Below are 15,844 nucleotides of genomic sequence, written 5' to 3'. Positions count from 1 at the left end.
ATGAAAAAATGGCTGAAACAAATTGTCAAATGGGCACCAGTGATTTATCCAGTGGTGAGGAAAATATATAAAGAGCGAAAAGCATCTAAAAGTCGTAACGTATCAGCCGGATAATCCGGCTTTTTTTATGCAAGCATTACCGATTGTGTCCTGAACGAAAAAATAATAGATTTGAATGATCCAAGTCATGCCTCACTCCGTTAAGTACATAACAAACGGAAAGAGGAGGAAAAACAGATGAACATGAAAAAAGCGATTTTAACCATTCCACTTAGCGCAGCATTACTATTTCCGGCAGCTCATAGCGCAAGTGCACACGAAGGACATATGCATGGAGAGGCAAAGAAGACATCTTCGTCACAAGAGGTGTCAAACAAAGCAACCGATCTTCGAGCAGCACTAGACCAGTTATTTTCGGAGCATGCCTACTTAGCAGTCATCACAATGCAAAAGGGAATTGACGGTAGCAAAGATTTTAAACAAGCAGCGGCAGCGCTAAATGACAACACAAATGACTTATCGGAAGCCATCGCTTCTGTGTACGGAAAAAAAGCAGGGAAACAATTCAAAGACATTTGGTCAAGTCATATCGGCTACTTTGTTGATTATGTACAAGCAACGGCAAAGAAAGATGAAGCAGGTAAAAAGAAAGCAGTTAAGCAGCTTGACCAATATCGCATGAAACAAGCTGATATGCTCGATCAAGCAACAGACGGCAGATTGAAAGCTAGCGAACTAGAAGAAGGCTTAAAAATGCACGTCAATGAACTGTTAAAAGCGTTTGATAGCTACACTGAAAAGGATTTTGATACGACCTATGAAACGGTTAGAAAATCCATTCATCATATGTTTGAAGTCGGTAAAGGCGTATCGTGGGCGATCACAGATCAATTTCCTGGGAAATTTGATCACAAATCAGTCGACACACCAGCAGCAGACCTTCGTGAAGATTTAAACTACTTGTTCTCAGAGCATTTGGCGCTTGCGGTCGTTGCTATGCAAAAAGGAAATGATGGCAGCAAGGACTTTGATCAAGCAGCGGCAGCTTTGAACGAAAACACAAATGATTTATCAGATGCGATTGCCTCTTTTTATGGCAAGGATGCAGGAAAACAATTCAAAGACATTTGGTCAAGCCATATCGGTTACTTAGTTGATTATGTCAAAGCGGATGCATCAGGAGACAAAGAAGCGAAAGAAAAAGCGGGGAAAAACTTAGATGCGTATCGAATGAAGCAAGCGAAATTTTTAGATCAAGCGACAAATGGACGTTTGAAGGCAGCAGATTTAGAGGCTGGCTTGAAAATGCATATTGATGAGCTGATCAAAACATATACGTCATACCATAATGGCGAATATGATCAGCTTTATCCAACAGTGAGAGAGGCGTACGGTCATATGTTCATGGTCGGTCAAGATGTCACAGCAGCAATTGTTGATCAGCATCCTGAAATGTTCAAATCCAAGATGCCTAATGAAATGCCTAAAACAGGTATGGGAGGTACAGCCGGTCCTTTAGGTATGTCATATGAAGCATTTGCGGGAATGATCGCAAGTTTGATCCTAGCCGGCGGTGCAGCGGGTGCGTTCTTCCTTACTCGCCGTAAGACATCAAATTAAGCTCGTATAAAAAGGAAAGGGGAACGTGCACAATCGTGCCGTTCCTTTCTTTAAAAGGAGGCAGACTGACTTGATAAGGTGGTTGTTTGGTCTTCTGATGCTTCTCATCATCACGGGCTGCGCATCACAATCTATGGATGATTCGTCATCCTCTAAAACAACCTCATCTCCTGAAAAAATGACAACAAACCAAGCCGCAAAACAGTCTCATTCACAAGACATGTTAAAAGACGAACCGTCTGGTATTGTCCCGGCTGAAATTGCGATTCCGGCGATTAGTGGAGAAAACAACTTTATCAAAGGATGGCAGTATGGGCGTCCCAAAAAATACGGACAACACAGCTTGGTTTAAAGATGGTCCAAAGCCAGTAGATAAAGGAAATGCCGTCATGAATGGCCATGTTGATAATAAATGGGGACCTTCTGTTTTTTATCGATTAAAGGAGCTAAAAAAGGGAAACAAGGTAATCGTGACGTCCTCGTCAGGAAAAAAGCGAACTTTTGAAGTGATCAAAGTGCAAAGCTATCCGCGTGAAGAAAAGCCGAATGCGTTTTTCGGGTACGCTTTTACACGGAATCTCAATTTCATTACGTGTACAGGGACATTTGATCATGCAGCAGGGACTCATGAAAAGAGACTGGTTGTCTTTACCCAGCTGATCCCTTCATAAAAAAGGCGATGACACGGAGGTGTAGCGCCTTTTTTGATGGTTTCTGCCAGAGTCCTACAAAAAGATTCATAGGTCATTAGATATGGTTTGTTGTATAAATAGGGGCGTTTGTCATATAAATGAGTTGGCAATTTTTATTTCTTTTCAGTAGAATATGAGTAATGAAGAGAACTGCAAGCGTATACACCCTGTCCAGACAAGGCAGATTCTCCACCCTTACATAAGGAGGCCGATCTGATGCTGAGTAAAAGACTGGCGCACATCTTAAGTCAGCTCATGGCAGCGGAGACCCCGCTCACAAGCGCTGCGCTTTCTGTCAGCTTACAAGTGACAAGCCGCACCATTCGTACAGACATCAAGGAACTGAACGACCGTCTCGCTCCTTATCAAGCGGCTGTATCAGCTGTTCGAGGAGCTGGCTATGAGCTGTTGATCAACGATGAGAATGCCTTTCGCCGTTTTATGAAAGAGGAGGTCGAACAGGAAGAGCCACTGGCTGTTCTGCCGGAGGAGCGCGTTCGGTTTATTTTAAAGAAGCTGCTTCTCGCAGAGTCTTATGTGAAACTGGAAGACTTACAGGGCCAGCTGTTTATTAGTAAATCGACGATGAGTAACGATATGAAATGGGTCAAACGCAAGCTTGAGCCCTTTGATCTGAAGCTGGATGCGAAGCCGAATAAAGGCTGCCGAATCAAAGGATCGGAGATGAAAATTCGTTATTGTATGTCAGAATATTTATTCAATGAACGCCGTTCCTGCCAAACGATGCTGAACACAGCAGTCACCATTTTGCCAAAACATGAATTGGAATTGATTCAGAAAACAATGATTGATTATATCAATGAAGAAAGAATGAATCTATCAGACATTTGCATGAATAATTTAATCGTTCATGTTGCGATTGCCTGCAAACGGATTAGACACGGAAACTATGTATCTGTTTTGCCAGAGGAAATCAATGAGATACCACAGGCAAAGGAATATAAGGTCGCTAAAAAAATGGTGGAATGCCTTGAAGGACTGCTGGACGTCTCTTTTCCACAAGAGGAGATCGTCTATATCGCCATTCATTTATTAGGAACAGCCAAAATGGTACAGTCCTTTTCATCGAGTGGTCAAAAACAAATTGTGGATGATGACACGAGCCGTCTTGTTCAGCTTATGCTCCAAGCCATTGATCAAAAACTGCAGCTTGATTTAGCCGGCGATGCGGAATTAATGATTGGACTGAGTCTGCACTTAAAGCCAGCCATGACCCGGTGTAAATATGGAATGAACTTAAGAAATCCGATGCTTGATGAAATAAAGGCGGGGTATCCACTTGCTTTTGAAGCAGGTATTATCGCCAGCAGGGTCCTAGAAGAAGAGGAGGGGCTGAGTATTCATGAGAATGAAATCGGATATATGGCGCTTCATTTTGGTGCGGCTTTAGAGCGGAGGAAAATGGAGATTCCGCCGAAGCGATGTCTCATTGTCTGTGCATCTGGTGCAGGGAGTGCAAGGCTGCTTCAGGATCGTTTGCGGTCACAATTTGGGTCAAAACTGACCATTTTAGGAACAGCAGAGCTTTATTCGTTTCCGCATGTGTCTTTACATGCCCTGGATTTGATTATTACAACGGTCCCGATTCAGATGGATTTACCGATTCCAGTCATACAAGTAAACACCATTTTAGGAGGCGGCGACTTTTTAAAAATTGAAGAAGCCCTGACGAGTGAAACAAGGGTGACATTGGCCTCTCAATATATGAAAAAGGAATTGGTCTTTACAAAATGCGCCTTTCAAACAAAGGAAGAGGTCATCACCTTTCTCACGGAAAAAATCATCGATATGGGTTTAGCACCAGCAGAGCTTACACCTTCTGTGATGGAAAGAGAAGAGGCTGCTCCTACATCCTTCGGGCATTATACAGCCATTCCGCACCCTATGACGCCGCTGACAGAAGAGACGTTTTGGGCGATATGTACATTAGAAAAACCGATCATATGGGGAGAGAAAAAAGTTCAATTTGTCTGCTTGCTTTGTGTCGAAAAAGAGAATGCCAAAGATTTAAAAGGGATGTACCGTCTGCTGGGCGAGCTTGTGCATAATGTGAAATTCATTCAGCATCTCATCGCCTGTGATACATTTGAAGACATGCTGGATACCATGTATAAAAAGGTCCCTTCGTACAAGAACTAACAGTGTGATCTTAACTTTTTCCGCTTCCTAAAGGAAAAAGTATAGGTGTTTATGAAAGCGGTTTCATAATATGATGAATGTGTAAAGAAAAGCTTCACACTTTCAAAAGGGGGCGTTTACACATGAACATCTTATTGGTTTGTGCAGCAGGTATGTCAACAAGCTTACTAGTAACAAAAATGGAGAAAAGCGCACAAGAACAAGGAAAAGACTATCGTATTTGGGCAGTATCTGGAGATTCAGCAAAAAGTCATATTGATCAAGCCGATGTGCTTTTATTAGGACCACAGGTTCGATATTTATTACCACAAATGAAAAAGCTCGGAGAAGAAAAAGGAATTCCAGTCGACGTCATTAATCCCGTGCATTATGGCGTATGTAATGGGGCTGAGGTTTTAAAATCTGCTGAACAGTTAGTGAACGGATAAAGGAGGCGGAAGGGATGAATGGATTCAACCGATTTCTAGAAGAGAAGGTCATGCCGTTTGCAGGGAAGATTGCCGCTCAAAGACATTTACAAGCATTGCGTGACGGAATTGTTTTAACCATGCCTCTCATTATTGTCGGTTCACTGTTTCTCATTTTAGCCAACCTTCCGATCCCAGGATACAGCGATTTTATGGCAAGTATCTTCGGAGCTGAATGGGCCACGAAACTATCCTATCCTGTTAATGCAACCTTTGACATTATGGCACTTGTTGCCACCTTCGGGATTGCCTACAGGCTTGCTGAAAAGTATGCAGTGGATGCCCTATCATCTGGTGCGATCGCTGTTGCAGCTTTCCTTTTGGCGACACCATATCAAGTTCCTTTCACACCTGAAGGCTCAACAGAAGCCATCCTAGTAGGTGGGGGAATTCCAGTCACATTGATGGGCAGTAAAGGGTTATTCGTTGCCATGATTATTGCCATGCTTTCAACTGAAATTTACCGATTCATTGTCCAGCGGAATATCGTCATTAGGATGCCTGATGGTGTACCGCCAGCAGTGAGTAAATCGTTTATCGCACTTATTCCAGGTTTTGTGGTCATCACGCTGATCTGGGTCGTTAGACTTGTGATTGAGATGACACCATTTGAGAGTATTCATAATATCATCACGGTCTTAATTGGCACACCGCTTTCCATTCTTGGTGGAAGCTTAGGCGGAAGTATTGTCGCCATTGGTGTGCAAATGCTCCTCTGGGCATGTGGTATTCACGGAGCAACCATTGTCGGCGGCGTCATGGGCCCAATTTGGCTCGGTGCGATGGATGAGAACCGTCTCGCATTCCAAGCAGGAGAAGTGCTGCCAAATATCTTCACAGCGCAGTTCTTTGAAATCTTCATCAATGTCGGCGGAAGCGGTGCAACGCTTGCTTTAGTGCTGACGATGATCTTACGTGCCAGAAGTAAACAAATGAAACAGCTTGGCCGACTTGCCATTGGGCCAGCCATCTTTAACATCAACGAACCGATCATTTTTGGAATGCCGATTGTCATGAACCCAATGCTTCTCATTCCGTTTATCCTTACGCCAATCATGATGATCATCACCACATATATCGGAATGAGCACAGGACTTGTAGCAAAACCAGCGGGGATTGCTGTTCCATGGACGATGCCGCCCATCATTTCAGGCTATCTCGCCACAGGAGGCAAAATCTCTGGTGCTGTCATGCAGCTGATTAACCTGGCGTTGTCATTCGCTTTATACTACCCATTCTTTAGAATGTGGGATAAGCAGAAATTAAAAGAAGAAAGTGAGCTAGAAACAAAAGCATCAACTGATGAAAATGTCGTCAGCATGTAATAGAGGAAACAAGGGGGATGCGGCCGATGGAAATGGAACAAATTGTGTTTCAACTCATCTTACATGGCGGGAATGGCAGAAGCTCTGCGATGGAGGCCATTACAAGTGCAAAGCAAGGAAACTTTGATGAGGCGAAGCAAAAATTGCAGGAAGCACAAGACGCGTTAAATGAGGCGCATCACGCACAGACAGAGCTGATCCAAGGAGAAATTAGAGGAGAAAAGACCGACATCAGTCTCTTAATGATCCATGCACAGGATCATCTCATGAACGCAATGACCGTCAAGGAACTCGCGGCGGAAATCATCGAGCTCCATGAAAAAATGAAGCAACTCGGAGGTGTCAATTCATGAAAGATGGAATCAAAATTGTCACAATAGGCGGAGGATCGAGCTATACGCCTGAGCTTGTCGAAGGGTTTATCAAACGATATCATGAATTGCCTGTAAAGGAATTATGGCTAGTGGATATTGAAGCGGGTCAGGAAAAGTTAAACATCGTGGGCGCTCTCGCGAAACGCATGGTTGAAAAAGCCGGTCTGCCGATTGAGGTACACCTGACGCTTGACCGCCGGGAAGCCCTGAAGGACGCAGATTTCGTGACGACACAATTTCGTGTAGGACTGCTGGAAGCACGGGCAAAAGATGAGAGAATCCCGCTTAAATACGGCGTCATCGGTCAGGAAACGAACGGACCAGGCGGTTTATTTAAAGGTCTTCGGACCATCCCGGTCATTCTAGACATCGTGAAGGATATGGAAGAACTTTGTCCAGATGCATGGCTTGTGAACTTTACAAATCCGGCAGGCATGGTCACAGAAGCTGTGCTGCGCTACACAAATCTAAAAAAAGTAGTCGGTCTATGCAATGTACCAATTGGGATCAAAATGGGGATTGCCAAGGCGCTTGATGTAGATGTTGAGCGAATCGAGGTACAGTTTGCGGGCCTCAATCACATGGTCTATGGATTAAACGTGTATTTAGACGGGGTCAGCATCATGGATCAAGTGCTCGATGAATTGGGAAATCCGAATAGTCAGTGGTCTATGAAGAACATTGAAGCGAAAAACTGGGAACCTTCTTTTGTAAAAGGCTTAGGGGTGATCCCATGTCCGTATCATCGCTATTACTATAAAACGAAAGATATGCTGGAAGAAGAGCAAAAAGCAGCCCAAGAAAAAGGAACAAGAGCAGAGGTTGTACAGCAGGTCGAGCAAGAATTATTTGAGCTCTATAAAAATCCTGATTTATCGATTAAACCACCGCAGCTCGAAAAAAGAGGCGGGGCGTATTACAGTGATGCGGCATGTAACTTAATCAGCTCCATCTATAATGATAAGCATGACATCCAACCTGTCAATACAGTGAACAGAGGGGCGATTGCCAGCATTCCGGCTGAATCAGCGGTTGAAGTGAACTGTATCATTACGAAGGACGGACCAAAACCAATTGCGACGGGTGATCTGCCTGTAGCTGTGAGAGGGCTCGTTCAACAAATCAAATCATTCGAGCGTGTGGCAGCAGAAGCGGCTGTAACAGGAGATTACGAGACGGCTCTTGTGGCGATGACGATTAATCCGCTTGTCCCATCTGATGAAATTGCAAAGCAAATTTTAGATGAAATGCTCGAAGCGCATCGTGAATATTTACCGCAATTCTTCAAATCAGTCAAAGCGTAAAACAAAATGGCCCCTTTATGGGGTCGTTTTTTATCATTGCCCCATATGGGAATTCAAGAAAGAAGTGTATGATAGAAAAAACAGCATGTATGGCTTCAAAGAAAGGACGGTTTGAATATGGTTGCAATTGGTTTAATGCTTTACGGCTTTATCGTTCAACCACTGATGAGTTACGGCACAGTGGTCTTGTTTTTGTATGGCATCATTGCTTCATTTATTGGTCTTATTCGTCATAGACAGTATGTGTGGATTTATGTTCTCCGCCTGCTCGTTTGTTTTACCATTCCAGTGACCAACCTGTTGATGTATTTCGCAACGATTGGTGGAGATGAAAGAGACTTTGATTTCCAGCCCATGCCGCTTGTTTATTATCTTGTCTTTATCCTAGAAATCATCATCGTCTTTTTACCAGAGATCTTTTTACTGATCGAAAGAAAGCGGAGCATAAAAAGGAAACAGTGGATATATGCAGGGGCGATTGTGGGTGTATCGGTCTTGTTTTGGTGCACGATTTGATGGGCGGCTGACTGGACATCTGAGTCTATTTCGCCTTTTTGTTGCGTAACCTCCTTCGTCTAACCTTCACAAAAGTAATAGAAAGAACAAAGATAGAAATTCCGAGAAACTTAAATAGAACACGGGTGTGAAACGGTGAATCGTCGAAACCTGTAGCTATGATCATCGATCCGATACAAATACCAAAGAACGCTAGTAGATAAGTAAAAAACATACCATCACTCCTTATACGTATGATTACCATTATAAGGTATATTGGAGGGGTAAATAAACAAAAAAAGAACCCTTCATGACTGAAAGGTTCTTTTACATGCTTATGTCTGCTTAACGACCGAGTCGACTTCTACTGTCCAGCCGAAGATATCTGGCTGTGTTCCTTTTTGAATACCAGTAATGGCTTCGTACAATTTCTTCGATACTTCACCTGTTTGACCATCTTGAATTACATATGGCTGATCGTGATAAATTAATTCCCCGACAGGAGAGATGACGGCCGCCGTTCCAGTTCCAAAAATTTCTTCAAGCTCACCTGATTGATGTGCTTCAATTAACTCATCAATCGAAATTTTACGCTCTGTCACTGGAATACCCCAATGTTTTAACAGCTCAAGTACAGAGTTACGGGTGATGCCTTCTAAAATGCTGCCGTTCAATTCAGGCGTCACGATTTCTCCATTGATTTTAAAGAAGATATTCATACTCCCGACTTCTTCAATGTACTTTTTCTCGACTCCATCAAGCCAAAGAACCTGTGAAAAGCCTTTGGTTTCAGCGACTTGCTGTGCCTTGAGGCTTGAGGCGTAGTTTCCAGCTGTTTTGGCATTTCCTGTCCCGCCCTTAACGGCACGGACAAATTCGTTTTCAACTGCAATTTTGACCGGGTGGATGCCTTCTTTATAGTAAGATCCCACTGGAGATAAGATAATCAGCAGCTTATACGTGCTTGACGGCGCAACGCCTAAATACGGCTCAGTGGAAATAATGAATGGACGGATATACAAGGAAGTGCCCTCTGCATCAGGTACCCAATCCTTATCAATGCGAATGAGTTCATTTAAGCCCTCTAAAACCGTTTCTGTATCAATTTGCGGGATACACAGGCGGTCATTGGATCTGTTTAAGCGTTCCATGTTCTTTTCCGGACGGAATAAGAGAATTTTCTGATCCTCAGAAACATAAGCTTTTAAGCCTTCAAAAACAGATTGCCCATAATGGTAGACCATCGAAGCTGGGTCCATTGGAATGGCCTGATAAGGTATAATTCTGGGATCGTACCAGCCTTGATCAATGGAATAATCCATCACAAACATGTGATCTGTGAAGATTTTTCCGAATTCAAGTTGATCAGATTGAGGTTTTGGTTTTTTTGTTGAACTAAGTTCAACGCGGATGGGTTGTTTTGGCATCGTAAATCTCCTTGCTGTTTGATTATTTGAAAATTCTAATAATATGAAATAATTATGATTCTATTCTATACCTTCACAAAATATTAGCAATAGGTTTTCTGGAATTCAGATAAGAAAAATCTGTTAAAGCGCTTTCCTTTTCTCTGCCGTCAGTCTGCCTCAAGTCACCCCTTTTTAATAAAGAAATAAAATCCAAATGCATTATTAACTGATTAATCTGACAATTTAAAAACGGATGATTTTCCTGTAAGATATTCTTTCAACCATACACCTTTTGACTAGTACATTGCAAGGGGCATTCTCATATTTTAATCCTCTTTTTTTTAACCGATAAAGGAAGAAGAGAAGTGAAAGGAGCAAACAACAAGATGAAACGAGCGATACTAGGCATTTTACTTATTTTATTCATGACCGTGATCAGCTTCGGCTGTCAAGCGATGACAGAGGAGGCTGGCGCCAAGCAGGGAACTACCTATTACGTGGCGCCAAACGGAAACGACAAAAACCCGGGAACGAAGCAAAAACCTTTTCGCACGCTGAAAAAAGCGGCAAGTATGGCGAAAGCCGGGGCAGCCATTTACATGAGAGGCGGCACATACAAAGAGAAATTGATTGTCCGCCATTCAGGTACAAAGAAAGCACCCGTTATCTTTCAAGCTTACGGAAAAGAAAAACCTGTCATTAGCGGGGCTTCTCTTAAGGGAAATCAAGCAGATGGCGGTCTTGTCACGATCGATCAAAAAAGCTACATCACCCTCAAAGGTCTGACGGTGGGACATCTCAAGACGAATAAGGAAGATGTGACACCAGTCGGTATTTTCATCAAAGGAAGCGGCAAAGGCGTCAAACTGCTCAACAACCGAGTGTATGACATTCAGACGAAACACAAAAATGGGAATGCGCACGGTATTGCGGTCTATGGAACAAAAGCTCCTGCGGCCATTGAAGACATTGAAATCAAAGGAAACACTGTTGAAAAATTAAAGCTTGGCTTCAGTGAAGCGCTTGTGCTAAATGGGAACGTCAAAAAATTCCGTGTGACACATAACACGGTTCGCCACACAGATAATATAGGCATTGATTTAATTGGTTTTGAGAACGTAGCACCTTCTAAAAAGTACGATCAAGTCAGAAATGGTGTCGTATCTAAAAACAAAGTATATGAGATTACGAGTGCAGGGAATCCAGCCTATGGCAAAGACATCTCCGCTGGCGGAATTTATGTTGATGGCGGAAAGGACATTGTGATTGATCATAACATCACACATCACAATGACCTGGGGATTGAAGTCACAAGTGAACATAAAGGAAAAATGGCAGATCGCATTCGCATCGAACACAATCAAGTGTATTTGAACCGTTATACAGGTATTTCAATTGGCGGCTATGATAAAAAGCGAGGCGGAACAACAAATACGACGATCTCACATAATATTTTGTACAAAAATGACACAGCCGGCTTAGAAGGCGGTCAATTGTTGATGCAATATCAAGCCGTGAACAATCGAATCACGAATAATATTATGACAGCGAGTGCGTCGCATTACTTAGTCGTGAATCTTTATGGAGTGAATCAAAAGAATACCTTCCAGAAGAACGTGTATGACGACCGAAAAGGTGCGAAGGCATCACAGTGGGTATGGCGCGGGAAATGGATGGAAGGCTACAAAACGTATCTCTTGAAAAGCGGCCAAGATAAAGGATCAGCACACCTCAATCCACAATTTGTGAATGAGAAAAAATATGACTTTCGCCTGAAGAAATCATCACCTGCTAAGAAAATCATCGGAAGTTAAGCATGTATGAACCACAAATGTATTGTTTTAAATTTTCAAAAAAATCATTGACATTGTTGTCACATCACATTAAAGTAAAGAAGACATTTTAACTAAAACAAAATTTCATAACGGATCTCTTATCAAGAGAGGCAGAGGGACTGGCCCTATGACGCCCGGCAACCGTTTCTACTATAGAAATTGGTGCTAATTCCTGCAAAGCTGTTACAGCTTTGACAGATAAGAGAGGAAGACTTCCCGATACATGTTTCATGCAACGGTGATCAAGCCTCTCTTTCCAGGAGAGGCTTTTTTTCGTCTCTTTTTCAAATGAAAGAAAAGTTTACTGGCGTTTTCCCACTGTTTTACCTAGTTTTCCGATGAGAAAAATAAAAATAACTTGAGGAGGAACAGCAATGAAGCGTAAGCATTTTACATCATGTCTTATATTATTAATGGTATTGACGATCCTATTAACGGGCTGCGGCACTGGATCAAGTGCAGGCTCAAAGGCAAATGCGAACGAAAAGGTCTCCTTTGACAATGTACCGAAGCGATTTGCAAAGGGACAGGGAGCAAAAATTAAAGTCATCCGTAAAATCGGAGGAGATGATCATACAGCGCAGTTTTTAGCTGGGACGAAGGCAGAAGGTGAAGCGCTTGGCTTTACGGTAGATGTCTACACCGCAAACGGGGATACAGCGAAATTCCATGATGCGATCTCTCAGGCGCTGGAAGAAAATTATGATGGCTTTATCATCTCTCATGGGGACGACGAGGCGACCGTCGCTGACGTGAAAAAGATCACAGCGAAGGGCATTCCAGTCGTAGCGTTTGATTCGAATCCTAAGCTGAAGGACATCAAAGGGGTCACAGTGACGTCTCAAGATGACGAACAATTAGCGAAAAAATCACTAGACGCACTCGTGTCTGATTTTAAAGGAAAAGCAAATATTGCATACCTCTGGGTAGATGGGTTCCCGCCAATGGTGAGACGAAACAAGGTCTATCAAGAAACGCTCAACCAACATTCAGGGATCAAGGAACTTGACCGCTTTGGCATTGCTTCCTCTGATACGTCTGTTCAAACGCAAAATGCAGTGGCAGCGATGCTGAATAAATATCCAAAGGGTAAACTTGACGCTATTTTTGCCACGTGGGATGCCTTTGCCATTGGCGCAGCAAGAGCGCTAAAGGAAGCAGGAAGAACAGAAGTGAAGATTTACGGGATTGATGTGTCAAATGCTGATCTTCAAGAAATGACAGCGAAAGAAAGTCCATGGAAGTACACAGCAGCGGTTGATCCGAAGCTCATCGGCGCTGTTGACGTGAGAATTCTTGCGAAGAAAATAGCGGGCGAGAAAACACCATCTTCCTATGACCTTGAGGCCTCTCTCATCTCGCAAAATCAGCTTCAACAAGCAGGAAAAGCCATCAATATGGTCAATCTTGCAGACGAAGTGAAGGGGTTCGGCTCATCGACTGCTTTTGAAGAAGATTGGATGAAGACCTTGAAGAAACATTATACAAAATAAACACCGTGCACTCTCTTCCATAGAGGGTGTTTCGTTTTTCAGATGATGATCATGAGAAGGAGGACACCTATGACTTCGCCGCTTGTTTGTATGAAACATATTTCGATTGAATTCCCAGGAGTAAAAGCGTTAGATCAAGTGAATTTTACATTAAAAAAAGGGACGGTTCATGCGCTGATTGGAGCGAATGGTGCTGGAAAGTCCACGTTAATGAAAGTTCTTTCTGGCGCTCATTCGCACTATGAAGGAAGCATCCATATCAATGGTCAGGCGGCATCCATTCAAACCCCAAAGAATGCGGCCTCATATGGTGTGCAGACGGTCCATCAAGAAGTGGATACGGCGCTAGTTCCCTACTTAAGTGTTGGTGAGAATATGATGATGCATCAGATTGAGAAAAAAACATTTGTCGGCTGGAAAGAGCTGCACCGTAAGGCAGCTCAACTATTAAAAGAAATGGACATCGACATCTCCACAAAACGCCTTGTGAGTGATCTGACCCTTGCAGAAAAACAGATGGTGCTCATTGCCAAGGCCGTTTCGATTAAATGCAGCATTTTAATCTTAGATGAACCAACGGCTCCTCTTAGTCATACAGAAACAAGCAAGTTATTCTCAATGATTGATCGGCTGAAACAGAATGGAACGGGCATTGTGTTTATCTCCCATCGCATGCCTGAAATTTTCACCATCTGTGATGAACTGACAGTGATGCGAAATGGAACCGATGTCGCAGCTCACCTCGTTCAAGATACAAATCCGCAGCAGATCATTGAAGAAATGCTAGGTGCGCCATTAGAGGAGCAATTCCCGCTCCGTACACCTTTGAAGGATGCACCCATTGTGCTTGAAGTGAAGCAGCTAAACGACCAGCATAAATTACGCAACATTCATCTTCATGTGAAAAAGGGAGAAATTCTCGGAATTGCTGGCCTTGTCGGTGCTGGAAAAACGGAATTGTGTAAAGCCCTTTTCGGCGCCTCAGAAAAAAAGACGGGAACTGTGCAGCTTCATGGTCAAACCGTTCGCATCACATCGCCTTATCAAGCCGTGAGAGCTGGAATGGCCCTTGTGCCGGAAGAGCGGAGGAAGGAAGGAGTTCTAACAGAAGAGAGCGTGGGGTGGAACTTAACGGCTGCAAGTCTTCGTTCATTCTCACGGGTGTTCAGCTTCTTACATCGTTCGAAGGAAAAGCGGGAAGCAGACGTAATCGTCAAACGGCTTGGTGTCAAAACGCCTTCTCTTGAAGCAAAGGTGAAGCATCTATCCGGTGGAAATCAACAGAAGATTGCCATTGGAAAATGGCTGCTGGCTGAGGCGGATGTCTATCTCTTTGATGAACCAACAAAAGGCGTTGACGTTGGAGCGAAAAAAGATATTTTCACCCTGATTGCAGAGCTTGCCGCCCGCGGGAAATCTGTGATTTATGCGTCAAGTGAGCTGTCGGAGATTGCAGGTATCGCAGACCGAGTCTACGTGCTGTATGATGGCAGCATTGCCCGGGAAATGACTGCGCCAACGACTGAGGAAGAGCTTTTATATCATTCAACAGGAGGACAATCATGAGTGAACGACAAATTCCAGCCCCTGTGCAGCAAATGAAAAAACAGCGGCCATCCTTTCATCTATTTGATTTCTTTTATCGATATGGCACGATCTTAACCATTGTCGTATTGATTGTGGTATTTGCGGCAGCGAATCCAGCGTTTTTGCAATCAGGGAATATCATCAATATTTTACGGTCTATCTCCATTGTGACCATTATTGCGGTGGGCCTTACCATCTCATTGGCAGTAAACGGCTTTGATTTATCAGTCGGATCAGTCGCAACGTTATCGAATGCAATTGTGATTTCTATGTTCGTGTGGTTTTCGCAAAACCCGCTGATTGCGATCCTCTCTGCGCTAGCGGCTGCCCTTATTGTTGGTTTACTCAATGCCTTGATGATTGTCAAAATGAAAATTCCAGATATGCTCATGACATTAGCTATGATGTTTATCATTCAAGGACTGGCTCAAACGTATACGAAAGGGGCGACCATTTCTGAAAACATGGTGCTGCCTGACGGTACATTCTCAACGGGCACAATCCCCGCCTTTTTCAGCAAAATCGGCCAGGTGCCATATATCATTCTCTTAATGGCAGCCATTGTGCTATTTGCACATGTTTTCATGACCTACACAAAGCACGGCCGATTTATGTACATTATTGGAGGGAATAAGGAAGCGGCTCGATTGTCCGGTATTCATGTAAACAAATATAAAATCGCGGCATATCTGCTCTCGGCTTTATTTGCAGCAATCGGTGGTATTGTGCTGGCATCAAGGGTGATGACAGCGGAAATAAATGCTGGCGCACCTTATTTAATGGATGGCGTAGCGGCAGCTTTTATCGGTTTTTCCGTCATGGGAGCAGGAAAGCCAAATGCATTTGGTACGTTTATTGGGGCTGTGCTCATCGGTATTTTGCAAAATGGACTTGTGATGATGTCTGTCCCTTATTACGCGATGGATATTGTGAAAGGCTCTGTACTCGCGCTTGCGCTGGCGTTAACGTATTACAAACAGCGAGGCTGACGACGTATTTTTTAAAACCTTTTGAGTCCTTTCTCCGTCTAGTAAACGGAAAGCGGTGCAGCCGCCGTTTCCCAAAAGGAGATGACAAAAAGAA

General features: G+C 43.4%; 15 protein-coding genes and 1 riboswitch. Of the genes, 14 read left to right on the top strand and 1 reads right to left on the bottom strand.

Annotation, left to right across the window (positions count from 1 at the left end; all coding sequences use genetic code 11):
• The 10 genes from C6Y01_RS19120 to C6Y01_RS13420 all read left to right on the top strand — a co-directional run bounded on the left by C6Y01_RS19120 (position 1) and on the right by C6Y01_RS13420 (position 8,458).
• Positions 1–114 (top strand): hypothetical protein, encoded by a 114-nt coding sequence (locus tag C6Y01_RS19120; RefSeq protein WP_008345567.1) that lies wholly within the window; start codon positions 1–3, stop codon positions 112–114.
• A 123-nt stretch (positions 115–237) separates the two neighbouring features.
• On the top strand, positions 238–1,620 hold the full coding sequence (locus C6Y01_RS13455) for a copper amine oxidase (protein ID WP_106038315.1): 1,383 nt from the start codon (positions 238–240) through the stop codon (positions 1,618–1,620).
• 70 nt (positions 1,621–1,690) lie between these two features.
• Complete coding sequence (locus C6Y01_RS19115) at positions 1,691–1,972, top strand: hypothetical protein (RefSeq protein ID WP_223249928.1); 282 nt, start codon at positions 1,691–1,693, stop codon at positions 1,970–1,972.
• The gene (locus tag C6Y01_RS19110) at positions 1,932–2,291 is read left to right on the top strand and encodes a class F sortase (protein WP_223249927.1); all 360 of its coding nucleotides are present in this window, start codon (positions 1,932–1,934) and stop codon (positions 2,289–2,291) included. Before C6Y01_RS19115 ends, C6Y01_RS19110 begins: the two co-directional genes overlap by 41 nt.
• 237 nt (positions 2,292–2,528) lie before the next feature.
• A complete protein-coding gene (locus tag C6Y01_RS13445; RefSeq protein ID WP_095285630.1) occupies positions 2,529–4,472 on the top strand; it encodes a BglG family transcription antiterminator in 1,944 nt (647 codons plus the stop codon).
• Positions 4,473–4,594: 122 nt separating this feature from the next.
• A complete protein-coding gene (locus C6Y01_RS13440) occupies positions 4,595–4,900 on the top strand; it encodes a PTS sugar transporter subunit IIB (protein ID WP_106038314.1) in 306 nt (101 codons plus the stop codon).
• A gap of 14 nt (positions 4,901–4,914) precedes the next feature.
• On the top strand, positions 4,915–6,264 hold the full coding sequence (celB, locus tag C6Y01_RS13435; protein WP_060597567.1) for a PTS cellobiose transporter subunit IIC: 1,350 nt from the start codon (positions 4,915–4,917) through the stop codon (positions 6,262–6,264).
• Between the two features lie 26 nt (positions 6,265–6,290).
• The gene (locus C6Y01_RS13430) at positions 6,291–6,617 is read left to right on the top strand and encodes a PTS lactose/cellobiose transporter subunit IIA (RefSeq protein ID WP_034660431.1); all 327 of its coding nucleotides are present in this window, start codon (positions 6,291–6,293) and stop codon (positions 6,615–6,617) included.
• Complete coding sequence (locus C6Y01_RS13425; RefSeq protein ID WP_106038313.1) at positions 6,614–7,942, top strand: 6-phospho-beta-glucosidase; 1,329 nt, start codon at positions 6,614–6,616, stop codon at positions 7,940–7,942. Before C6Y01_RS13430 ends, C6Y01_RS13425 begins: the two co-directional genes overlap by 4 nt.
• Positions 7,943–8,059: 117 nt before the next feature.
• The gene (locus C6Y01_RS13420) at positions 8,060–8,458 is read left to right on the top strand and encodes a hypothetical protein (protein WP_034660737.1); all 399 of its coding nucleotides are present in this window, start codon (positions 8,060–8,062) and stop codon (positions 8,456–8,458) included.
• 314 nt (positions 8,459–8,772) lie between these two features.
• Here the strand turns inward: C6Y01_RS13420 and C6Y01_RS13410 are convergent, their stop codons facing one another.
• Positions 8,773–9,864, bottom strand: a complete 1,092-nt coding sequence (locus C6Y01_RS13410) for a branched-chain amino acid aminotransferase (RefSeq protein ID WP_106038311.1) — start codon at positions 9,862–9,864, stop codon at positions 8,773–8,775.
• Positions 9,865–10,232: 368 nt separating this feature from the next.
• Between C6Y01_RS13410 and C6Y01_RS13405 the strand changes: the two genes are divergently transcribed.
• The 4 genes from C6Y01_RS13405 (at position 10,233) to C6Y01_RS13390 (ending at position 15,750) form a co-directional block, all read left to right on the top strand.
• Positions 10,233–11,660, top strand: a complete 1,428-nt coding sequence (locus tag C6Y01_RS13405) for a right-handed parallel beta-helix repeat-containing protein (RefSeq protein ID WP_106038355.1) — start codon at positions 10,233–10,235, stop codon at positions 11,658–11,660.
• A gap of 116 nt (positions 11,661–11,776) precedes the next feature.
• Positions 11,777–11,886: riboswitch (SAM riboswitch) on the top strand.
• Between the two features lie 169 nt (positions 11,887–12,055).
• Positions 12,056–13,174 (top strand): sugar ABC transporter substrate-binding protein, encoded by a 1,119-nt coding sequence (locus tag C6Y01_RS13400; protein ID WP_095285633.1) that lies wholly within the window; start codon positions 12,056–12,058, stop codon positions 13,172–13,174.
• Positions 13,175–13,243: 69 nt separating this feature from the next.
• A complete protein-coding gene (locus C6Y01_RS13395) occupies positions 13,244–14,740 on the top strand; it encodes a sugar ABC transporter ATP-binding protein (RefSeq protein WP_095285634.1) in 1,497 nt (498 codons plus the stop codon).
• Complete coding sequence (locus tag C6Y01_RS13390; protein WP_034660426.1) at positions 14,737–15,750, top strand: ABC transporter permease; 1,014 nt, start codon at positions 14,737–14,739, stop codon at positions 15,748–15,750. Before C6Y01_RS13395 ends, C6Y01_RS13390 begins: the two co-directional genes overlap by 4 nt.
• Positions 15,751–15,844: the final 94 nt, after the last annotated feature.

This window comes from Bacillus sp. NMCC46 (assembly GCF_002998465.1).
Lineage (GTDB): Bacteria > Bacillota > Bacilli > Bacillales > Bacillaceae > Bacillus.
This window is presented reverse-complemented; position numbering and strand designations above follow the sequence as displayed.